We start from the raw sequence: 21,779 nt of genomic DNA, 5'->3' as shown, positions 1-21,779 counted from the left end.
ATTGGGGTCTCAAGCCATCATTGATATGGGAATTATTAGTTAATAAAGCACCACTGTTTTCGCTAAATCAGAATCAATGCTGTATCGAGCATCTTTTACTGCAATCACGTAGGTATCCGATAACACGGAAACGATGGTGACTGGCTCACCCTCAAAACAACCCAGTGTATTGAGAAAAGCCATCTCTTGGTCTTCTTGACGAATCTGTTTAATTTTGTGCTCGGTGTGTAATGCGGCACCAAATAAGGTTTTCTGCTGGTCTTGTTGACTGTGCTTTTCTTTGTTTTCTTAAAGAAACCAAACATTGACCAACCTCCTAAAACTGACTGCCACATCAGTGACATTTACATTGCTATTTAATGCGTATCATTACTATTTCTAAAAATAAAAATGGCATTTCTCATTCACGCCAAAATCATCTAAATTGCATTATTAATGATAACGATTGTTATTTGTTTTATTTTCTTAATCACTTAGATTTTAATTGAGATAAATCAATAAAAGTAACTTGATGCTATTAAACACAGCAAAGTAGGCGTCTTTGAGGTGATCAGTGATTTTTTACAAATCAGGCTTTATGGGCGGTCATTTTATAAAGCAGCGATAATGGTTTGTGTGACCCGCATTTACGTAAGCTACTTAAAGATTACTATGAGGATTGGACTATGAATGTTTTAGTCTTTGGTGGCTCTGGCGGGATCGGACTGGCTCTTACAAAACATGTACTAAACACGGTTAGAGATAGCCATGTTATCGCCACTTACTATCATTCAGCGCCGAGTTTTATCCACTCGCGGTTAACATGGCAGCGCGTCAATGTGACAAATGAGGAAGAGTTGCAAACGCTGAGCAAAGACTATCCAAAGCTTGATTGGATAATTAACTGCATTGGCCTCTTACATGACGAGCAGCATGGTCCAGAAAAAAGCTTAGCGAGTGTTACACCAGAGTGGTTTCTTCACACTATGTCGATCAACACGTTACCAACGTTGCTGATCGCTAAACACTTCAGTAATAATCTAAAACGCAGTGACCAGCCGCGCATGTCAGTGTTGTCAGCAAGAGTCGGAAGTATTCGCGATAATCGGTTAGGCGGATGGTATAGCTATCGAAGCTCAAAAGCCGCGCTTAATATGCTGATAAAAGACATCAGTATTGAGTGGCATCGCACCATGCCCAAAGCCAGCATTATCGCTTTACATCCTGGCACGACAGATACTCAGCTTTCTGAACCCTTTCAAGCCAATGTGCCGGATGGCAAGCTATTTACCCCAGCCTACGTTGCCCAATGCCTTTTCGAATTAATACAAACGTTCTCACCAGAGCAAAGTGGGAGTTTCGTCGCTTATGATGGTACCCCTATTCCGTGGTAATTGAGTTTGAGTTAACTCGCCTACCTCGACATCGGTCGGAGCAGTATTTGACGTCATCCCAACAGCGTTGCCACTTCTTTCTCCATGTAAAAGGTCTGCGGCAAATAACGCAGACCTTTTGCGGCAAGTCGCGCTTAGCTCGCAATCCGTTTTCTCCTTCGTTTGGCATTGGCTTCTTTGACCATAAAGTCAAACAACGGCGCAAACAAATTAGCAAACAAAATGGCGAGCATAATACCTTCAGGGTAAGCCGGATTCAGTACTCGAATACCGATGGTCATTACACCAATCAAAATGCCGTACGCCCATTTGCCTTTGTTGGTGAACGCAGCGGAGACTGGATCAGTTGCCATAAAGAAGGTACCAAACGCCACGCCGCCGAGCACGAAATGCCAATGGAACGGCATTGAGAACATTGGGTTGGTTGCAGAGCCCACCACATTGAGCAATGTCGACGTTACTGCAAGCCCGACGATCACCCCCGCGACTATGCGCCAAGATGCTATTCGCATCGCTATCAGCACAATACCGGCAAAGGCAATTAACAAAGTAGAACCTTCACCGACAGACCCCGGTAAATTACCTAAGAACGCATCACTCCAAGGTAACGCCTCGCCGGTGTTGTTATTGAGAAGATTCGCCTTCCCTCCGTCGTACCACTGACTGAGAGGCGTCGCTCCGGAGTAACCGTCTGCAGCTGTCCATACTAAGCCACCCGACATATTGGCCGGATAAGCAAAATAGAGGAACGCACGTCCTGCAAGCGCTGGGTTAAGAAAATTGCGCCCGGTACCACCAAAGACTTCTTTTGCCACAACGATGCCGAACGTAATACCTAGCGCTGCTTGCCAAAGTGGGATAGTAGGAGGAAGGATCAAAGCAAACAACACGGAACTGACGAAGAAGCCCTCGTTGACCTCGTGCTTTCGCACCACGGCAAACAGCACCTCCCATATACCGCCGACGATGAACACCGTGGCGTAAATCGGAACAAAGTAGCACGCACCCAACAAAATTTTACCGAGCCAAGTGCTGTCAGCGAGAGCTTGTTCACTGCCGAACACTAGCGATACGCGCCAACTTGCGTCGATGACCTGCTGCAACTCTGCTCCACCGTAGGTAGCCAAAAGCGCGGTCACCGATTGGTTACCAACGTTGTACATACCCCAAAACATCGCAGGGAACGTCGCAAGCCACACCATGATCATGATGCGTTTGAGGTCGACGCTATCCCTTACGTGAGTAAGTCCCTTGTTGACTGTCCCCGGTGTATAGAAGATGGTAGCTGCAGCCTCGTAAACAGGATAGAACTTCTCGTACTTGCCACCGGGTTCAAAGTTGGGCGCTATCGCCTCGAGCTTATCTTTAAAACTCATGCATAACTCCTCAGTGTGAAAACTATCAGTACATACGATGAGAGAAGCTGAAAAGCGCAGATAAACTTTGAAACATTTTTGAACATTTAGCCCAGAGCGACGTATGAAAACTTCCATACCATAGGAGGTGCTTATGGACACTCTGGCAATCGACCTCGCCCGCTTTCAGTTTGCGTTTACGGTTTCCTTCCACATTATTTTCCCTGCTTTCACGATCGGCTTAGCAAGTTTTCTTGCTGTTCTCGAAGGGCTTTGGCTGAAAACCCACAATGACAAATATCTACAGCTATACAAATATTGGCTGAAAATCTTTGCTATCAGCTTTGGTATGGGTGTAGTCAGTGGTATCGTTCTGAGTTACCAATTTGGTACCAACTGGAGTGTCTTCGCAGATAAAACAGGGCCGGTGCTTGGGCCTCTTATGGGTTACGAAGTGTTCACTGCCTTTTTCCTTGAAGCAGGCTTTCTTGGCGTGATGCTTTTCGGTATGGACCGAGTCGGTAAGAAACTGCATTTTGCTGCAACTTGTATTGTTGCGTTTGGCACTTTTCTTTCTGCATTCTGGATTCTATCGGTCAACAGTTGGATGCAGACTCCTGCTGGATTTGGCTACAACGAGGCAGGCCAGTTCATTCCACTTGATTGGTGGGAAGTGGTCTTTAACCCGTCCTTTCCTTATCGGCTGGTGCACATGCTGCTTGCTGCTTACCTCACTACCGCGTTTGTCGTCGCAGCAGTCGGCGCTTACCATTTGCTTAAATCACCCAACAACCCACTGGCTCGCACCATGTTCTCTATGGCCATGTGGATGGCGGCCATTGTGACACCAATCCAAATCATCGCAGGTGACATGCATGGTTTGAACACTCTTGAACATCAACCTGCGAAAGTGGCGGCTATGGAAGGTCACTACCAATCACACAAAAGCGCACCGCTGATACTGTTTGGTTTTCCTAATGACGAAACGCAAACCGTCGATTACAAGGTGGAAATCCCAAAACTCGGTAGTTTGATCCTCACCCACAGCTGGGACGGCGAAGTAAAAGGACTCGATGCTTTCCCCGCCGATGAACACCCGCCGGTGGCGATCGTATTTTGGAGCTTCAGAGTGATGGTTGGCATTGGCTTTGGTATGTTGTTTTTAGGCCTCACCAGTTTGTGGCTACGCAAACGTAAGCGCCTGTTTGATACCCAGTGGTTCCATCGCCTCTGTGTTGTTTTCGGTCCTGCTGGCTTTGTTGCCGTATTGGCGGGCTGGATTACCACGGAAGTTGGCCGCCAACCATACACGGTCTATGGACTACTAAGAACGACAGAGTCTGCCTCTCCAATTGACGCCGCAGCAGTGAGTGTCTCGTTGACTGCTTTCGTCGTGGTTTACTTCATCGTATTTGGCGCTGGTTTCTTCTACCTCCTCCGTCTAATGAGAAAATCTCCGACTCGTTACGAAGAAGCGTTAGAAAGCCGACTGCCCGACGGTACACAAGCACCACCCGCATCTCATTCTAATCACTTAAGCTAGGAGAGCATGATTATGGACTACGCACTTATCTGGTACGCCTTGATTGGCCTAGCGGTACTCATTTATGTGGTTTTAGATGGATTCGACCTTGGGATTGGCGTGTTATTTCCTGCCGCTCACTCAGATAACGAACGCGATATGATGATGAACAGTATCGCACCTGTTTGGGATGGTAATGAAACATGGCTGGTACTTGGTGGCGGCGGGTTATTCGCCGTGTTTCCTCTTGCCTATGCTGTGGTAATGCCTGCTTTGTACGCGCCACTGATACTCATGCTGTTAGGGCTCATTTTAAGGGGCGTGTCATTTGAGTATCGCTTTCGAACGCAGCGAGGGAAATTTCTTTGGGATGGTGCATTTTTCTTGGGCTCACTACTCGCCACACTGATGCAGGGCATCATGCTCGGAACATTACTGCAAGGGATCGTGGTTGAAGAGCGTGCGTACGCAGGCGGTTGGTTCGATTGGTTATCACCGTTTAGCCTGTTCTGCGCTCTTGCTACACTTTGTGCCTACTCGCTACTGGGCGCATGTTGGCTAATCATCAAATTGCCCCAAGATCTCAGTGGTCGTTACTATGCAACAGCGAAGCGCTGGGCGCTGGGATTGGTTGCTTGTGTCGTCGCCGTGAGTATTTGGCTGCCGCTAATAAACCCGCTCATTTTTGAACGCTGGTTTAGCTTCCCCACTTCACTGCTCTACTTTGTTATTCCTCTGCTGGCAGCACTGTTTGTATGGCGCTTGTTTAGCAGTTTAATCCAACATCGGGCCATCGCTGCGTACTTATACAGCATGGGAATTTTTGTGCTTTCTGCGGTCGGTTTCGGTGTTTCAACGTTTCCATACTTGGTGCCTTTCGCACTCACTTATCAGCAAGCAGCGGCACCAGACAGCAGTCTCAAATTTCTATTGGTTGGCGCAGTGATATTGCTGCCAATGATCATTGCTTACAGTGCTTATTCTTACTGGGTATTTCGTGGCAAGTTGAAACATGGAGAGGGATACCACTAATGGCTAGCGATAAAGAGGCGAATAGAAAAATTCAACTCAGTTGGTTTGTGGGGATTTGGCTAGCCTCAGTACTTGGGCTAGCCCTTTTTAGCTTACTGATTCGCTGGTTGCTGCTTGGTTAACAGCAGCGTCAAAGAGCAGCAAATCAATAAAACACAAAGCTTAGCGGCGATTTGGGTGGTTCATGATGTGGTCTTCCCAATTCACCACTTCAATTTCATACACCACTTTGTTGCGAACACTCTCACCCGCTTTGTGCATTGCAGATTTAGAGCCAGTGATTAGCGGGTGCCACTCTGGCAGCGGTTCATTGCGCGCTAAAAGGCGATATGCGCAAGTATGTGGTAACCACTCAAAATCTTCGATGTCTTCACGCGTTAACTTGGTGCAATCTTCATCTGAGGTGAAACGGTTCTCGTAATCTTTACATGCACATGTTTTAGTGTTCAACCAACTACACGCAACGTTGGTGTAGTAGATTTCATCAGTATCTTCATCCATGAGTTTGTGCAAGCAGCACTTGCCGCAACCATCACACAGCGCTTCCCACTCTTGGTCGCTCATCTGCTCTAAGGTTTTTGTTTGCCAAAATTGTTCGCTCATAGACTCTTACTTCAATGCTAAAACAGGGTGGGATTTATACTCTTCTGAACTAATAAGTTCAAGTCTAGGGCGGAAATAACCCATTTTCTCTGCATGTTCTATGCTTAAAACGTCTTCAAAAATCTGGATGATAAGGAGTCCTCATGGGTATTATTTCATGGATCATTCTTGGCTTAATTGCTGGTGCGCTCGCTAAATGGTTGATGCCAGGTGATGATGGCGGTGGCTGGATCGCGACTATGGTGCTCGGCATCGCGGGGGCATTTGTTGGTGGATTTTTAGGTGGTTTCCTTGGTTTTGGCGGTGCAGATGGCGTCAATATCGGCAGCATCGTGACTGCCACACTCGGCGCCTTTATTCTGCTATTCTTATATAACAGGTTTATACGAAGCTAATCACTTCGCACACCTCACCAGCCTCTAACTATATTGAGCGTTTGGTGACAAATGTCTTACTCGCAAACCCCTGTATTATTAATGCAGGGGTTTTATTTGTGTTCAGTGCTAGCCACACCCTGCACAATCAACTAGAATCCGTCCCCTCACAATTTCCCCCTATTTTTGAGTTTGAGGTACTGCCATGACTGCTATTGCGATTGAAGTTTCTGATTGGTCGCCATGCATCTCCACCAAGCTCAACCGTGGGTGTGGAGCGTGTTGTATTGCCCCATCTATTAGCTCACCTATACCAGGGATGCCAAATGGTAAGCCTGCAGGTGTTCGATGCATTCAATTGAATGAACGCAATCTATGCAGTATTTTCGGCCAACCAGACCGACCAAAGGTTTGCTCTGCATTTGATAGTGATGAGGCGATTTGTGCTGGCGGTCCAGACAACGCTTTGGCTATTTTGCTCGACTTAGAATCGGCGACAGACTAATCGCTTGAAGAGTTTAAAGTCGCGAGTCAGCGACTTTAACACATAGCTGAGTGAATATTCCGGGGCAGTTAGCCCCCTAAACCACGCAAATATAAGTAAATCGTATCTTTGGAAATGCCAAGCTGATTGGCAACCATCATGACGGCATCTTTCATTTTGAACACACCTAAGTCGTGCAAACGCGTCACGACCTCGCGATTGCGCTTCGCAGGAGTAATCTCACTGCTGAGCCACACTTCAGATTTCACGCTCTCAATTGTACTCTCGATCGTTTCATCAATATTTTTTGCGAAAGTCTCAGGCGATTGAGTTTCTGTCGTTGGCGGCAACAAGGTTTTAATAAATGACTGCAGCGGCGCATCCATATCCACATTGATACACAGTAAACCAATCGGTTCATGGTTAGGATTACGAATAATCGTAGTAATAGAGTGTAATGTTTTTCCTGATGTGGTTTTACTTAAATACGAATCCGAAACATCTTTGCCTTCTTTTAGCTTAATCAACGCTAAATTGGTGATCGGGGCACCTTCATCGCGGGCAGTAATATGACCATTGGCGATCTTAATAATGGCTGGGGAGTCGACATCTAAACTATGCAATGCAACTTCAGTATGCTCACCATACATGCGTGCAATACCATCCACGACACTCTTCATTGAATTCAGAATATCGAGATCACTTTGAGTCAGCCGTTTTAGTTCCAACGCTATCACCTTTACTATTTTCACAGTAAGTATTGAAATTAGGGGATAAGCTAGCTGATCCCCCTCTTTTTACAACAATTTAGTCATTAAAGCTTTTCTGCAATCGCTTCAACTTCAACCAACACACCTAGTGGTAGGTCTTTAACTGCAAAGCAGCTACGTGCTGGGCAATCTGTTTTAAATACGTCTGCATACACTTTGTTGAACTCAGCAAAGTCTGAGATATTTGCTAGGTAACAAGTTGTTTTTAGAACTGTGTCGATGCTACCGCCGCCCGCTTCTAGTACGTATTTTAGGTTTGCTAGTGCTTGTACGCTTTGCTCAGTGATACCACCTTCAACTACTTTGCCTGTTGAACCATCAACTGGTAGCTGGCCTGACGTGAAAATAAATTGCCCAGAAGTAGTGCCGTGTGAGTATGGGCCAATCGCTGCAGGTGCTTGTTCAGCATTGATGATTTGTTTCATGGTATTCCTCATATACATTTTATTTTTACTCAACTTTGCTGAGTTTTATTTCAACGTCGCGATAATCTCTCATTTTAACGAAAAAAATAAAGCTAAATCGATCAACAACAGTGCTATGCAGATCAATTTTTCAATTATTTTTGAGATAAATAATCCACACAGTAATCAAAACTGATCTCGCATACTGCCTTCACTTGTTTCGCACAAATTCCCTTTCACATTACGCAACTTGTGTGATCTTTGACTATGTTCAGCTAGAACTCTGAAAGAGGACACAGTCAAAATGAATAAATACATAGCAGAATTATTTGGTACCTTCTGGTTAGTTTTAGGTGGGTGTGGCAGTGCAGTATTAGCCGCTGGGTTTCCTGATATTGGAATTGGATTATTAGGTGTTTCGCTTGCTTTTGGTTTAACAGTGGTCACGATGGCGTACGCTATTGGGCATATCTCTGGTTGTCATTTAAACCCAGCGATCACCATCGGTTTGTGGGCTGGCGGCAGGTTTGATGCCAAGGACGTGCTTCCCTACATTATCGCTCAAGTCATTGGCGGTATTATTGCCGGTGGGGTTTTGTACGTTATCGCTACCGGGCAAGCAGGATTTGACGTGGTAGGCTCTGGATTTGCCGCAAATGGCTATGGCGAACACTCTCCAGGTCAATACTCCCTCATCGCAGCCTTAGTAAGCGAAATCGTGTTAACCATGATGTTCTTAATCGTCGTGATGGGGTCAACCGATGCTAGAGCGCCCCAAGGCTTTGCACCCTTGGCGATTGGTTTATGCCTAACTCTTATTCACCTTATTTCGATTCCAGTCACCAATACCTCTGTTAATCCTGCTCGTAGTACCGGCGTCGCTATCTACGTTGGGGATTGGGCTGTCAGCCAACTATGGCTATTCTGGGTTGCACCGATCATTGGCGGTATCTTAGGGGCTATCGTTTATAAGGCGATTGCAGGTAAAGAAGCATAACATCAGAAACGCTAACGTGAAGTGTGGAATGACGATGCTTAGATCGATACAGATGATTGATCATCGCACATAAAAATAAACCGCCATCAACGGCGGTTTATTTTCAAAGCTTATGACGGCCAAGTAATGAGTGCGATAGTGTCGTACCATCAACTAACTCAAGCTCACCACCAACAGGAACGCCATGGGCGATTCGGCTTGCGTCAACTTGATGCTCACGGCATAGCTCAGCGATGTATTGAGCAGTCGCTTCACCTTCTACGGTTGGGTTGGTAGCAAGAATAACCTCACTCACATCCCCACGACGTAGACGATAATCCAGAACATCTAAACCGATGTCACTAGGACCAATACCATCGAGAGGCGATAGGTGCCCCATCAGTACGAAGTAACGACCAGAAAACTGACCGGTAGCTTCAACAGCAGCGATATCTGCAGGGCTTTCCACCACACACATTTGTCCATTTTCCTGACGTTTAGGATTGGTACAAATATGGCAAACATCTTCTTCAGTAAAGGTACGACATTCATTGCAGTGACCGATTTCAGTCATCGCTTTGGCTAAGGCGTCAGCCAGTTGCAGCCCGCCTTTTCTGTCTCGCTGTAACAAATGAAAGGCCATACGCTGCGCTGACTTGGGGCCAACCCCAGGTAAGCAACGTAAGGCCTCCATCAATTGCTCCAGCATATGACTGGTGCGCATGTACTAACCTTGCCGATTAGAATGGCATTTTCATGCCTGGTGGTAGTTGCATACCGCCAGTCACTTGAGCCATTTTTTCTTTTTGCGTTTCTTCTACGCGACGCGCTGCGTCGTTGAATGCCGCTGCGATTAGATCTTCAAGCATCTCTTTGTCGTCTTCCATTAGACTCTCGTCAATGTCAACACGACGTACGCTATGGCTACCAGTGATAGTAATTTTAACTAGGCCAGCACCTGACTCACCTGTTACTTCCATATTTGCGATTTCTTCTTGAAGCTTTTGCATGCGTTCTTGCATTTGCTGGGCTTGCTTCATCAGGTTGCCCATACCGCCTTTACCAAACATGTTTATCTCTCTGGTTATGCTCAGCAACGCCGAATAGGTATTGCTGATGACTTGTGGTTTTAATCATTAATGGGGTTAAAACGCGTTATTTTCAACCCTAAATTGGTCTCACACTCTCGTTATCTAACTCCGCAGCAAAGCGGCGTTCGAAAAATTGAACATGAGGATCGTGTTCTAAACTGTCAAAAGCTTGCTGAAGCTTGCCTTGATAAAGTGTTTCTCGCAGCTCTAATGGCGTTTGCCCTTTATCACCCACTTCCACACTTAAATGGCAAGTTTCACCTAAATGATCATTCAGTGCGGCGAGCAACTCTGCTTGCGCGCGATCAGTGTTCAAGTGCGCTTGTTGAGGTCTCAACGTCAGCAAAATGCTTGAGCCATCTTTCTCATAAAACGAGTTTAGCGCTAACTGTTCGACTAACTTAGCCGTGTTTAGCTCTGCGATCAATGCAGCCCAAGCACTTTGCGCTAAGGATTCATCAACCAGCTTTTTAGCCATTTCAGGTGTCTTTTCATGCTCTAGCGCCTGCTTGATTTGCGTCGGCGTTAACTCATTTTTGACCTTTTCAGCCTGAGGCGACATAGGTTTCCAGCGATAGGCTTCTTCTTTCTGCTCCTCTTCTACTGGAGCAGATTTGTATGCCGGCACCTGCCTGCCTCCCGCGTGCTTTTGAGCGACGCGATCAAGCACTGACTCTTTCTTTGCAGATGCCGATTCAGCCTTTTTTAGTGATGGACCACCATTTGTTGTCTGCCCACTACGCTGTGAACGCAGTTGATGACGCAAACCACCAATTGATGGACGCGCAGCCTGTGGCTGAGCTTGAGGCTCAGGAGCTGGCATCGATTGGGGCGCCGTTGATGGCATTGGTGCATCGTAGTAATTATCGTCATAACCATCAGGCGCTGGCGGCAAATCGTAATCTGTCGGCATCGGTGGTGGTGTCGGGCGAGAGTCTGCGACAGGCGCTGAACTCATTGGAATCGAATTCGCTGGCGTTTGAGCGCTTGTCTGAGCGGTCGGCGCAGACATACGTGACGGCGCAGCAGATTGGACTGGGGCATTAGTCGAAGTTGGCAAAGCTTGCGCATTGTTCGCAGTTTGAACTGTCGTTGCTGATGCCGTATCAGTAGAAATCACATTACTGCTGATTGGCGCAGGACGGAATGCCATCATACGCAACACAACCATTTCCAAGCCAACACGCTCAGAAGGTGCAAACGTCAGGTCCTGACGGCCTTTTAGTGCAATCTGGTAATAAAGCTGAATATCTTGTGGTGACAGTGCATTAGCAAGTAACTCAACTTTTTCTGCATCCGGTTGCCCTTTGTCCAACGTCGCGGGTAGCGCTTGGTACATGGCGATACGGTGCAATTGAGCAGCGAGTTGGTTAAGTAAACCATCCCACTCAACGCCGTTTTGCGCTAAACGCTCAATCGAATCCATTGCTACTTGAGGTTGCTTGGAAGCAATGGCATCAAGAAGATGCAGTGCTTGGTCGGTATCGAGCGTGCCCAGCATGTGGCTCACAAGCTCAGTCGCAACTTGACCATTACCTAAGGCAATGGCTTGATCCGTCAAGCTCAGCGCATCACGCATACTGCCGTCGGCAGCATGTGCGATCATACCTAAAGCTCGCGGCTCAAAACCTACTTGTTCATGATTCAAAACATGCTCAAGTTGGTCACGAATATTATCGACACTGATTGGTTTTAGATGGAACTGTAAACAGCGCGAAAGAATCGTCACTGGCAGTTTTTGCGGATCAGTCGTCGCAAGCAAAAACTTCACATACTCTGGTGGCTCTTCCAAAGTTTTCAACAGCGCGTTGAAACTATGGCGCGACAGCATGTGAACTTCGTCTATCAAGTAAACTTTAAAGCGACCACGTGCAGGTTTGTACTGAACGTTATCAAGAAGCTCACGAGTATCTTCCACCTTGGTGCGAGACGCCGCATCGATCTCTAATAAATCAACAAAGCGACCTTGGTCAATCTCACGACAGGTATCACACTCACCACATGGTGTAGCGGTGATGCCTGTCTCACAGTTCAACCCTTTGGCAAACAGTCGCCCGATAGTGGTTTTACCTACCCCTCGCGTACCACTAAACAGGTAAGCATGGTGCAGACGATTTTGCGCTAAAGCATTCTCCAGCGCCGTTAAAACATGGGCTTGACCCACCACTTGATTAAATTTGCTAGGTCGCCATTTACGCGCTAAGGCAAGATAACTCATGAACTCTTCCGATTAGTGACCTTCGAACTCGCAGATGCTGTATACATTCAGACCTAGGTTTTCTAGGCGCTTATCACCACCGATTTCAGGTAGGTTGATAATGAACGCTGCGTGTTCTACTTCACCACCTAGTTGGCGGATCAGTTTCGTTGTTGCTTCAATAGTGCCACCCGTCGCTAATAAATCATCAACAACCAGTACTTTGTCATTTTCATTGATAGCATCAACATGAATTTCTAGAGTATCTGTACCGTACTCTAAGTCGTATGTTTGTGCGATAGTTTTACGAGGTAACTTACCTGGCTTACGCACTGGAACAAAACCTACACCTAGTTCTAGTGCTAGAGGTGCACCAAACAAGAAACCACGAGCTTCTGTACCCACAACTTTGGTAAAGCCCATGTCTTTGTATTTTTCTACAAGTAGTTGAATGGTTGCTTGGTACGCTTTTGCGTCTTCTAGCAAGCTAGTTACATCGCGGAATAGGATGCCTGCTTTAGGGTAATCAGGAATAGATTTGATGCTGGCTTTGATCAGAGAAATTGTTTCAGTTGTCATAATTCATTCTTACAAATTGGCTGCATAAACGTTAAAGCAAGATGCTGAGCGCTTAACGGCAATTATTCGTTTTCACCTTATCCAAGCATAAAAAGCCCATGGTGAAAAAACAAACGCCCACGTCAATATGTGGGCATACTTCTCGCCAATCTTAGTGATTTTCTTCTTGGTCAGCAAGGTGCTCTATCACAGGCAAACGAATAAACCAGCTAAGCAAGATAACCAACATCACGATTAGCATAATCTTTAGCCAATTGTGGGGAACAATGTAAATAGAAAACGAAAAACTGAGCACCATCGCAAGCACGCCACGTAACTTTACTTTTCTTGTAACTGCTCGATGTTGATGCCAATTAGAGATAATCGGACCAAAGGTAGGATGCTGATTCAACCAGCGGTGAAAGCTTGGACTGCTGCGCATAAAGCACGCACTAGCAAGCAATACGAAAGGTGTCGTAGGAAGGACTGGCAAAAAAATGCCCAGGAATCCTAAACATAAGCTGAGGCCACCAATAAAATTCAGAAACAAACGTTGCACTACGATGGCTCAGCTCCAGATTAGTTAAAATCGAGCATACTCATTGAAAACGCGAATCCAAGTCAGTGTTGCTGGAAGTGTCGGAATCAAAAGTGCTGCGATAAAACCAAGAAAATAGAAAATATTATAGGGCTCTTTAAAATCTTTGTCTGCCATTGCTTTCTCTCTAAACATTGTGTGCTGAAGTTATCGGGGCTGAAATGGTGCAATGTTAAATATTTGCACATTTATTGTTTCACAATTGCACTATAGCGTAATTAACGAGCAGTAAACACTGATGAACAGTGAGGTTATTCAACCCAACTAACGTCTATATTGGGATTCTATGCAGCCGTATTTGGAGATTAAGGAACTTTGATAATACTGAAACAAATGCGCCAGCGATCAAAAAAGCAGCGCATAGCGCTGCTGTAAAGAGTATGGGAGGTTAATTAATTCTGGGAGTTATTTACTATGCCTAACGCAAAACTGCTGGTGCCTAACAAACTCATGTTTAGATTACATTTGCTATCAAAACTTACGTCTGAGACCATTTTATTTCTCGAGCATTGTTCGCCTAAACGTCTGCCGGCTTGTAACTGTAATGAACCGGCACTAGTGTTGCTCACTCTCATCTCGAGCCCTGCGGGTAACACGGTGATTGTACCGTCAGATACATTCGCGATGCCAAAAAGTGCGTCAATGGGTTCTGCGCACTCAATACAATTCATACCCTTCTCGATGATTCTAACTAAATCTCTCACGTTAGCCGTTTGTGATTTTAGTCCACGAATGTAGTCATGGAACAGAGCCCTAACAAGCAAGGTTGTAGATGCGCCTTTCTCTGAAGAGCCAGAATCAATTAAGTAGAACGCAAATTGTCCTGTCATTAACCAAGCATAATCAAACACGACTGGCATAACGTCTGTCGATTGAAACAACCGATAGCTGCATTTCCAACTGCCTTGTGATGTATCTTTCTCCGGTAGTAACGCTAACAGAAAATCTTTGGCCGCGTTTGGATTTTGCTCCAAGTAATCAAGGTGCCAATGAAGCTCTTGCTCTTCAGGAAGCTCATTGTCATCAACTCTAAACCATTGACTCGAAAAGTCTCTGTTGTCGCTAAGATGATTGTCAGCGTCTTCTAATATGTTCTCTATCGATTCGAAAAGATTGATGGGATTAGAAATAGGTTTGGTTAAAAATCTTTAATTCCGCATTTTACAACACGGGCTACATCAGAAATGCTTTCGGTCGCGGATACCACGATCATCGGCAGTGAAGGATAAGCAGTGCTTACCTCTTCAACAAATTCGACACCATTAAGTACTGGCATCGCTAAATCACAAATTATGATATCTGGTTCGTTATCACGAAGGACTTTCAAACCTTCCAAGCCATCTTCTGCTTCTATTACCTCGTAACCTTGGGCGGCCAAACACGCACTGGTGATACTGCGAAAGACTGGGTCATCATCTACTAGCAAAACGCATTTACTTTGCGAAGCCACCGAACATGACGGGGAAGTTTGCGAGTCTGAAATGTTTTGCATTGAATCGCCTCTCATGCCCACTAGGTGAAAAAATTTTACTATTGTTATATTTATAAATCGCTTCTCTTACCTTAGTCGCGAACATGCTTTTATACAAACCAGGTAAATTCGCAGGATAATTGCATATTTTGCAATTCCAAAATAACATAAGATCTCATTACTTGTTGATGTGTCTCAATCTTTGACAAGTGTGAACAATATAAATTAGTGCAATTCGTTAAAAAATGTGTCCTGAAGATGAAATTAGATGACCTAAACCTGTTTCGATTGGTTGTCGAAAATGGGAGCTACACTGCAACATCACGAAAAACCATGATTCCTGTTGCAACGATTACGCGACGTATCCAAGCTTTAGAGGATTCATTAAATCTACGATTGTTAAATCGTCATGCGAGAAAACTGTCACTGACCGAAGCAGGGGAAAGATTCTTCAATGAATGTTCACCTCTACTGCAAAGATTGTCGAATGTTACCGAAGAAATCTCCGATGAATGTCGCGGAGCTTCAGGTAAAATTCGCATCTCTTCGCCTTCAAATCTGACAAAACGTATGATGATGCCGATGTTTAATGACTTTATGCGCCGTTACCCGGACATTAGCATTGAACTGACCACCAGCAATCATGCAGATCAACTCGACCCAACTGAGTGGGATGTAATTTTTCGCGTCGGCCCACAACGTGACTCAAGCCTTATCGCGCGTAAAATCAGCGCCGTTAAAGATATTTTAGTCGCAAGTCCCGAATACTTAGCGAAATGCTCAGCACCTTCACATGCTGAAGAGCTACATTCGCATTCATTGCTTAAAGGCCACCCACTGTTGAAGTGGCAGTTAATCAATGAAAGCGGCGAAGTTGTGATTAACAACGATAAAGGACGTTTTCAAGCCAGTGCATTAAATGTCGTACGCAGCGCTTGTTCAGAAGGTCTAGGTATTACTCTAATGCCTGACGTGATGATCCGCGAATTTATTGACGATGGAAGCTTGGTGCAAGTACTGCGAGACTGGAGCGCAAACCCGCGTGACATCTACATGCTGTACAACCACAAAGACCATTTGCCGGAAAAAGTACGCTTATTTATCGACTTTGTGATTGCCTACAACATTCACTAATCGATATCTCTAAATACAAAAAGCTTGGGCTAACCCAAGCTTTTTTCTTGTCTACGCGTTAACGTTCCCTTACTACAGAAACTCAACAAACTTCGTCAAATCTCGCTCTGGGACTTTCATTGGTGTGCAGCCCGGCGTACCTAAATAGAGAAATCCGACGATTTGATCATCGCCTTGCAAGCCAAACGCTTGACGAACGTTGTCATCGAACATCCATTTTCCTGAACGCCAAAAACCTTGAAAACCCTGCGCGACAGCCGCCATTTGCATCGATTGAGCGGCACAACCGGCAGATAAATATTGCTCAAGGGGCGGAACCTTGTCATGAGGTGTCACCTTGGCGATCACCGTAATCACCATCGGAGCTCGAAATGGCGCTTGGCTAACCTTGTCAACAACCGCTTGTTCACTATCACTCGCTTGCGCCGCTTTAATCAAAATATCCGCCAACTTCTGCAAGCCTTGCCCTTGAGCAATGACAAAACGCCAAGGGGTTAACCCACCGTGATCGGGCGCTCGCAGTCCCGCTCGAATGATGTTTTCTAACGCCAACCCTTCAGGGGCGGGAGCACTGAGCCGTGCAATGGAACGACGGTTAAGTAATAGTTCTAATGCATCCATCTCGTATCCTTTATTCGCTGTTTTCTATCTAAAACATAACGAATACCGATGCTTTAGGTAAAAAAGCTGACTTGGTGTCAGCTTTCGTTTATCTCAATAAACCACTACGCTTGAACCAAAGATTCGATACCGTAGTCTTTACCGTAATGCTGAACAACAAAATCGATGTCTTTATCACCGCGTCCAGAGAGGTTAATCAACATTGATCCTTTCACACCCTGCTTGGCAAGTTTAAGCGCATAAGCGACCGCATGGGAGGATTCAATCGCTGGAATAATCCCCTCCAATCGTGACAATTCGAAAAAGGCATCGATCGATTCATTATCGTTGGCTGTACCATAGTGAACGCGGCCAAGATCTTTAAGATAACTGTGTTGTGGGCCCACTGCCGGATAATCCAAGCCACTCGCAACCGAATAAACCTCTTGTGGCTCGCCAGCCTCATCTTTCAGCATGTACGATTTAAAGCCATGCATGATACCTGGCTCACCTAGCGATAAAGTCGCCGCGTGTTCGCCGACTTCAGTGAGAGAACGACCCGCAGGCTCAACACCATGTATCGCAACGTCTTTATCATCCAAAAATGCGCTAAACAAGCCCATCGCATTTGAGCCACCACCCACACATGCGACGAGATTATCGGGCAACTTACCCGTCATTTCTTGGAATTGAACGCGCGCTTCATTGCCGATGATTGATTGAAAATCACGAACCATCATTGGGAATGGATGAGGACCAACTACAGAACCAATCGCATAGAGTTGATTGATCGGGTCTTTAAGATAGGCTTCAAATGCGGCATCTACGGCTTCCTTGAGGGTTTTACGCCCATGAGTAGCTGGAATTACATTGGCTCCCAAAATACGCATACGTACAACGTTTGGATGCTCTTTAGCGATATCGACCTCACCCATATAGATGTCACACTCTAGACCAACTAAAGCGGCGGCCGTCGCTAAAGCAACACCATGCTGCCCTGCTCCCGTTTCAGCAATGAGTTTTTTCTTACCCATACGCTTACCCAGTAGCGCTTCACCCAAGCAGTGGTTAATTTTGTGTGCACCAGTATGGTTAAGATCTTCGCGCTTAAGATAAATATCAGCGCCATATTTTTTAGACAGGTTTTGAGCATGAAAAATCGGACTTGGGCGACCAACAAAATGCTTATACAACCGTGCAAGCTCGGCCTGAAACTCAGGATCTTGTCGGCATTCATTGTACGCAGCAGTAATATCATCCATAACTTTTTGCAGCTCTTGTGGAATAAAACTGCCGCCATATTCGCCAAAATAGCCTTCTGCGTTAGGTAACGCATGGTCAAACGTATTTTTCATCAGAATTCTATCCTATCAAACTAGTACGCTAGAACATCATATTGATTCGTTTTTCGTCTCACAATTGACACGATCAAGATTAGATAACTGACTCACAAATTTTGCTCACCATGACTAAACGGCCTTGAATACGGTCGGCACAAGCGAAAAAAAAGCCAGCATTGCTGCTGGCTTAATCGATATAAGAACTTAATTAACCATTTTGTGGTGGCATAAACGCCGTAAGTTCTGGAGCAACACCAGTGTATTTCTCAATACGTACCAGTGACGAGTTAGCGGCACAGCCGTTCGCCAAACGTGACGTTGGAATATCCAATGTAAGAACGTTACAACCACCGTTCTTACACATGCCAGTTTCCTTATCGAGATCCGGCCAACCACCTTCGTGGATACATACCGAACCTTGTTTGATGCCATCCGTAACTAATGCACCCACCAGCACTTGACCACGATCGTTAAACGCACGAACTAAATCACCCGTTTGAATACCTCGTGCTTTTGCATCTTCAGTATTAATCGAAATCGGCTCACGGTTTGCGATAGCGTAGTTTTCACGCAGTTTTGCGTAGTTAAATTGGCTATGCAGACGGTCTGCAGAGTGAGCTGTCATCAGCTGAAGCTCGCCCTCTTTCGCATTACCGTTGTACTCCACTGGCTCCATCCAAGTTGGGTGCGGAGGACAATCTTCTAGCTTGTAACCTTCAATGGTCTTAGAGAAGATTTCGATCTTGCCACTTGGCGTACCGAGCGGGTTCATCACGGGATCTTTACGGAACTCAGCATGACGAACAAACTGGGCTGCTTTCTTGTTGAACTTCATTTCAATTAACTGGTTATCATCCCAGAATTTACCGAAGTTAGGCATGCGAATACGCGCTGAACGACCCGCTTTTTGTGCGTCGTCATAGAAGCCTTTTAGCCAACCCATTTCATCTTTATCTTCAGTAAAGACTGCTTTACCACCTGGTTTTAGCAGCTCTGACATATCGGCAAAGACATCAAAGTCATTACGCGCTTCACCTTGAGGCTCAACCACTTTCTTCATCGGCACTAAGTGCTGGTTACTGTAGTCACCCGTCATAGTTAAGTCGTTACGCTCAAACGATGTGGTGATCGGTAGTACGATATCCGCATGTTTCGCCGCTGCTGTCCAGTATGGTTCTGAAATAACAATCAGCTCTGGTTTTTGCCACGCTTTGATCAAGCGGTTAGTGTCTTGGTGGTGAGTAAAGTTCGCACCGCCCGCCCACCAGATCATCTTAATGTCAGGGAAGGTCAATGTATGACCATTATGATGGAACTGTTTACCAGGATTTTCGAGCGCTTCAACGATACGTGCAACTGGGAAGGCATTTACCGAGCCAGAGACTGCCCAGTCATTACCTGCTGACGAACCACCACCGATAGAAGCTGAGATTGCAGGAAGTACAGCCGCATCACGAGAAGGGTTACCGCCATTTGAATAGTGGTAAGACAAACCAAAACCGCCGCCAGGCAAACCGATTTGACCTAGCATAGAAGCAAGCGTTACTAGCATCCAGTGGCGTTGTTCACCATATTGTTGACGCTGAATACCCCAACCTGCCATGAGCATAGTGCGGTTTTTGCTAAAGATATCAGCCAATAGTTCAATCTGTTTCGCAGGTACGCCAGTGATTGGCGCTGCCCATTCTGCCGATTTCTCTACGCCATCTTCTTTACCCATTAGGTAAGATTCAAACACATCGTAGCCTGTGGTGTATTTCGCTAGGAATTCTTTATCGTGTTTGCCTTGTTTAACTAGGGTATGAGCAATACCGAGCATCAAAGCAACGTCCGTCATTGGGTGCGGAGCAATCCACTGAACATTGTCACCAAAGAACTCAATCGTTTCTGAACGCATTGGGTCGATAGCAATAACGGTTTTGCCTGATTTTTTCAGTTGGTGGAAGAATTCAAGGCCCGCACAGTCAGAAGAACTCCATGCGATTTTCAGCGTGTTCATTGGGTTTAGGCCCCAAAGTACCACGACTTCGCTGTTCTCTAGTACAACAGGGTATGTGGTTTGCTGCTCGTAAACCTCGATTGAGCCCATTACGTGCGGCATGATAACTTGCGCAGCACCCGTTGAGTAATCACCTAAATGGCCTGAATAACCACCCGCCATACTCATGTAACGTTGAAGTAGCGTTTGCGCTTTGTGTAACACACCACTTGAACGCCAGCCGTATGAACCAGCAAAAATCGATTCTGCGCCGTAGGTTTCACGAATGCGTTTATGTTGTGCATCAATCAGCTTGTACGCCTCATCCCAAGAAACACGCACAAACTCATCACTGCCGCGTTCGCCTTGTGGCTGGGCAGGATTTGCTAGGTAACCTTTACGTACCATAGGGTATTTAACACGGGCCTTAGTATAAACTTGGTCAGGGCCTGTAGTTTGAAGACTGTTGTGTACGGTTTGCGCTAGGGCATTTTTAGTTTCCACTAATTTGCCATCTTTTACTTCACATAACATTGGGCCCATACGACCCGCTGTTAGCACACCAGAGCCACGCTTATCAGAAGCGATAGCAGACATTGGGGCAATTGAAGTAATGGCCATCGCACCAGCGGTAGCACCCGTTCCTTTTAAAAAACTGCGACGTGTAATTTCAGTCATAGGATTGTCCTTGTTATTAGTGACCAGCCACATCTTTTGCGTGGTTCTGGAAGAATTTAGTCAGTATTTCTAAATCACTTGAAGAGATGTCCGTGCGGTCACCCATACCTTTTGCCACTGGTCCCCATGCATTCACGGTAAAGTGATTCGCAGGGATCTTGGCATGACAGGTTGCGCAGTAAACATTGTCTAGCTCTTCGGCATAGGTCCAAATTGGCTCTTGTGAAGCAAGAACTGGACTATCAATTTCGGCTATCAATGACGCCGTGCGCCACTCGTTACCGTATTCGTCGGCTTGGTATTCACCGTGTTCGACTGCGGCTTGACCTTGCTCAGTTAAGCTGGCGATAATCGCACGCTGACCCTCGCCCATGTACATCACCTGCTCGGCACCTTTCATCTGGTAACCAGCCAATTTCACTTGGCGCTTAGTCCCTTCTGTAGCTAGCACGTCAAGTGCAACGGTAGGGTTGATCGTACCTAGGTCACCCATTTCGATATTTTGAATTGGGTAAACAACTTTCGCCGCAGCATCCGTTGTCGCAGTTTGCGCCATCAAGTTATCAAACGCTTCACTGTCCATTTCAGGCTCAGGAGCAAAGTGCGCCATGCCTTTATGACAGTCGATACAGGTTTGATTGTTTTCGATGCCATATTGGTGCATCTTCACTGACTCTTCATTTTGAGCGTAGGTATCCATCGCGTCATAAGAGTGACATGAACGACAAGTCGCAGAATCGTTTTCTCTCATTTGAGCCCAAACGGTTTCAGCCATTGCTAAACGATGCTGCTCATACTTCTCTTCATCATCGATTTTGCCCGTGAAAAACTCGTGGTAGATATCTTTCGTCGCACGGACTTTCGTGACCAAATAATCAACCGGATCAGAAGGGATATGACAGTCGGCACATTCTGCGCGAATGCCACGTGAGTTGGAAAAGTGGACAGAGCCTTGGTATTCCTCATAAGGCAACTGCATAGAGTGACAAGATAAACAAAATTCAGTGCTTGATGTGTAATGCATAACTGCCGCAGAACCACCCAGTGTTAACCAACCGATAAACACACCAGCTGTGACTAGGAGGGCGACATAACGCTTCTTTAATGACATAAGTTCAAATATACCCTTACAAAATGTAATGCTTTGTCGCAATCTACTCCTTTGGTAGTAGAAAAAATCGAGAAAACTCACTTTTTATGAGCTAGATCTGAACGTATTCTCAATAGTGAGAAGTCTGGCA

At 45.8% G+C, this 21,779-nt stretch carries 24 protein-coding genes and 1 pseudogene; 8 read left to right on the top strand and 17 right to left on the bottom strand.

Going from position 1 to position 21,779, the window contains the following annotated elements; all coding sequences use genetic code 11:
* Window positions 1–39: 39 nt before the first annotated feature.
* A complete protein-coding gene (locus Vt282_RS04450; RefSeq protein ID WP_269472610.1) occupies window positions 40–213 on the bottom strand; it encodes a FeoA domain-containing protein in 174 nt (57 codons plus the stop codon).
* Window positions 214–665: 452 nt separating this feature from the next.
* On the opposite strand from Vt282_RS04450, the gene Vt282_RS04445 reads away from it, so the two are divergent.
* Complete coding sequence (locus Vt282_RS04445; protein ID WP_162062663.1) at window positions 666–1,373, top strand: SDR family oxidoreductase; 708 nt, start codon at window positions 666–668, stop codon at window positions 1,371–1,373.
* Here Vt282_RS04445 and Vt282_RS04440 read toward each other — a convergent pair.
* Both Vt282_RS04440 and Vt282_RS04435 read right to left on the bottom strand, forming a co-directional pair.
* A complete protein-coding gene (locus tag Vt282_RS04440; RefSeq protein WP_162062662.1) occupies window positions 1,360–1,542 on the bottom strand; it encodes a DUF2256 domain-containing protein in 183 nt (60 codons plus the stop codon). The genes Vt282_RS04445 and Vt282_RS04440 overlap by 14 nt on opposite strands.
* Window positions 1,508–2,749: an NADH:ubiquinone reductase (Na(+)-transporting) subunit B gene (locus Vt282_RS04435; protein ID WP_162063674.1), complete on the bottom strand. Its 1,242-nt coding sequence runs from the start codon at window positions 2,747–2,749 to the stop codon at window positions 1,508–1,510. The genes Vt282_RS04440 and Vt282_RS04435 overlap by 35 nt, the downstream gene beginning before the upstream one ends.
* A 133-nt stretch (window positions 2,750–2,882) precedes the next feature.
* Here Vt282_RS04435 and Vt282_RS04430 point away from each other — a divergent pair, with 133 nt between their 5' ends.
* The 3 genes from Vt282_RS04430 to Vt282_RS04420 are packed head-to-tail and all read left to right on the top strand — an operon-like array spanning window position 2,883 to window position 5,404.
* Window positions 2,883–4,271, top strand: a complete 1,389-nt coding sequence (locus tag Vt282_RS04430) for a cytochrome ubiquinol oxidase subunit I (RefSeq protein ID WP_162062661.1) — start codon at window positions 2,883–2,885, stop codon at window positions 4,269–4,271.
* 12 nt (window positions 4,272–4,283) lie between these two features.
* Window positions 4,284–5,282: a cytochrome d ubiquinol oxidase subunit II gene (gene cydB / locus Vt282_RS04425; RefSeq protein WP_162062660.1), complete on the top strand. Its 999-nt coding sequence runs from the start codon at window positions 4,284–4,286 to the stop codon at window positions 5,280–5,282.
* On the top strand, window positions 5,282–5,404 hold the full coding sequence (locus Vt282_RS04420) for a DUF2474 family protein (RefSeq protein WP_162062659.1): 123 nt from the start codon (window positions 5,282–5,284) through the stop codon (window positions 5,402–5,404). Before cydB ends, Vt282_RS04420 begins: the two co-directional genes overlap by 1 nt.
* Before the next feature lie 40 nt (window positions 5,405–5,444).
* Here Vt282_RS04420 and Vt282_RS04415 read toward each other — a convergent pair whose 3' ends face one another.
* A complete protein-coding gene (locus Vt282_RS04415) occupies window positions 5,445–5,885 on the bottom strand; it encodes a YcgN family cysteine cluster protein (RefSeq protein WP_162046779.1) in 441 nt (146 codons plus the stop codon).
* 143 nt (window positions 5,886–6,028) lie between these two features.
* Between Vt282_RS04415 and Vt282_RS04410 the strand changes: the two genes are divergently transcribed.
* Both Vt282_RS04410 and Vt282_RS04405 read left to right on the top strand, forming a co-directional pair.
* On the top strand, window positions 6,029–6,280 hold the full coding sequence (locus Vt282_RS04410; protein WP_162046780.1) for a GlsB/YeaQ/YmgE family stress response membrane protein: 252 nt from the start codon (window positions 6,029–6,031) through the stop codon (window positions 6,278–6,280).
* Between the two features lie 184 nt (window positions 6,281–6,464).
* A complete protein-coding gene (locus Vt282_RS04405; RefSeq protein ID WP_162062658.1) occupies window positions 6,465–6,764 on the top strand; it encodes a YkgJ family cysteine cluster protein in 300 nt (99 codons plus the stop codon).
* Window positions 6,765–6,832: 68 nt separating this feature from the next.
* Here the strand turns inward: Vt282_RS04405 and Vt282_RS04400 are convergent, their stop codons facing one another.
* Window positions 6,833–7,471, bottom strand: coding sequence for a helix-turn-helix transcriptional regulator (locus tag Vt282_RS04400; protein WP_162046782.1), 639 nt, complete (start codon window positions 7,469–7,471; stop codon window positions 6,833–6,835).
* Between the two features lie 86 nt (window positions 7,472–7,557).
* A complete protein-coding gene (locus Vt282_RS04395; protein ID WP_162046783.1) occupies window positions 7,558–7,938 on the bottom strand; it encodes a Rid family detoxifying hydrolase in 381 nt (126 codons plus the stop codon).
* Between the two features lie 283 nt (window positions 7,939–8,221).
* On the opposite strand from Vt282_RS04395, the gene aqpZ reads away from it, so the two are divergent.
* Window positions 8,222–8,914, top strand: a complete 693-nt coding sequence (gene aqpZ / locus Vt282_RS04390; RefSeq protein WP_162062657.1) for an aquaporin Z — start codon at window positions 8,222–8,224, stop codon at window positions 8,912–8,914.
* Window positions 8,915–9,017: 103 nt separating this feature from the next.
* Here the strand turns inward: aqpZ and recR are convergent, their stop codons facing one another.
* The 7 genes and pseudogenes from recR to Vt282_RS04360 all read right to left on the bottom strand — a co-directional run bounded on the left by recR (window position 9,018) and on the right by Vt282_RS04360 (window position 14,829).
* Complete coding sequence (gene recR, locus Vt282_RS04385) at window positions 9,018–9,617, bottom strand: recombination mediator RecR (RefSeq protein ID WP_162046785.1); 600 nt, start codon at window positions 9,615–9,617, stop codon at window positions 9,018–9,020.
* Window positions 9,618–9,633: 16 nt separating this feature from the next.
* On the bottom strand, window positions 9,634–9,963 hold the full coding sequence (locus tag Vt282_RS04380) for a YbaB/EbfC family nucleoid-associated protein (RefSeq protein WP_162046786.1): 330 nt from the start codon (window positions 9,961–9,963) through the stop codon (window positions 9,634–9,636).
* Window positions 9,964–10,060: 97 nt separating this feature from the next.
* Window positions 10,061–12,202: a DNA polymerase III subunit gamma/tau gene (dnaX, locus tag Vt282_RS04375; RefSeq protein ID WP_162062656.1), complete on the bottom strand. Its 2,142-nt coding sequence runs from the start codon at window positions 12,200–12,202 to the stop codon at window positions 10,061–10,063.
* A gap of 12 nt (window positions 12,203–12,214) precedes the next feature.
* The gene (apt, locus tag Vt282_RS04370) at window positions 12,215–12,760 is read right to left on the bottom strand and encodes an adenine phosphoribosyltransferase (protein WP_162046788.1); all 546 of its coding nucleotides are present in this window, start codon (window positions 12,758–12,760) and stop codon (window positions 12,215–12,217) included.
* Window positions 12,761–12,911: 151 nt separating this feature from the next.
* Window positions 12,912–13,304 (bottom strand): YbaN family protein, encoded by a 393-nt coding sequence (locus Vt282_RS04365; protein WP_162063673.1) that lies wholly within the window; start codon window positions 13,302–13,304, stop codon window positions 12,912–12,914.
* Between the two features lie 18 nt (window positions 13,305–13,322).
* Window positions 13,323–13,454, bottom strand: a complete 132-nt coding sequence (locus Vt282_RS21190) for a hypothetical protein (protein WP_269472599.1) — start codon at window positions 13,452–13,454, stop codon at window positions 13,323–13,325.
* A 275-nt stretch (window positions 13,455–13,729) separates the two neighbouring features.
* Window positions 13,730–14,829: pseudogene (locus tag Vt282_RS04360) on the bottom strand (response regulator).
* A gap of 237 nt (window positions 14,830–15,066) precedes the next feature.
* Between Vt282_RS04360 and Vt282_RS04355 the strand changes: the two are divergent.
* On the top strand, window positions 15,067–15,942 hold the full coding sequence (locus Vt282_RS04355) for a LysR family transcriptional regulator (RefSeq protein ID WP_162046790.1): 876 nt from the start codon (window positions 15,067–15,069) through the stop codon (window positions 15,940–15,942).
* Window positions 15,943–16,014: 72 nt separating this feature from the next.
* Here the strand turns inward: Vt282_RS04355 and Vt282_RS04350 are convergent, their stop codons facing one another.
* The 4 genes from Vt282_RS04350 to Vt282_RS04335 all read right to left on the bottom strand — a co-directional run bounded on the left by Vt282_RS04350 (window position 16,015) and on the right by Vt282_RS04335 (window position 21,649).
* Window positions 16,015–16,563: an NAD(P)H nitroreductase gene (locus Vt282_RS04350; RefSeq protein ID WP_162062655.1), complete on the bottom strand. Its 549-nt coding sequence runs from the start codon at window positions 16,561–16,563 to the stop codon at window positions 16,015–16,017.
* Window positions 16,564–16,667: 104 nt separating this feature from the next.
* Complete coding sequence (gene trpB, locus Vt282_RS04345; RefSeq protein WP_162062654.1) at window positions 16,668–17,897, bottom strand: tryptophan synthase subunit beta; 1,230 nt, start codon at window positions 17,895–17,897, stop codon at window positions 16,668–16,670.
* Window positions 17,898–18,090: 193 nt separating this feature from the next.
* Entirely contained in the window at window positions 18,091–20,538 is a 2,448-nt protein-coding gene (locus tag Vt282_RS04340) for a molybdopterin guanine dinucleotide-containing S/N-oxide reductase (protein ID WP_162062653.1), read from the bottom strand.
* Window positions 20,539–20,554: 16 nt separating this feature from the next.
* Entirely contained in the window at window positions 20,555–21,649 is a 1,095-nt protein-coding gene (locus Vt282_RS04335) for a NapC/NirT family cytochrome c (protein ID WP_162046794.1), read from the bottom strand.
* Window positions 21,650–21,779 lie beyond the last annotated feature (130 nt).

Source organism: Vibrio taketomensis (assembly GCF_009938165.1).
GTDB lineage: Bacteria > Pseudomonadota > Gammaproteobacteria > Enterobacterales > Vibrionaceae > Vibrio > Vibrio taketomensis.
Note: the sequence above shows the minus strand (reverse complement) of the source record. Positions and strands in the feature narration are given on the sequence as shown.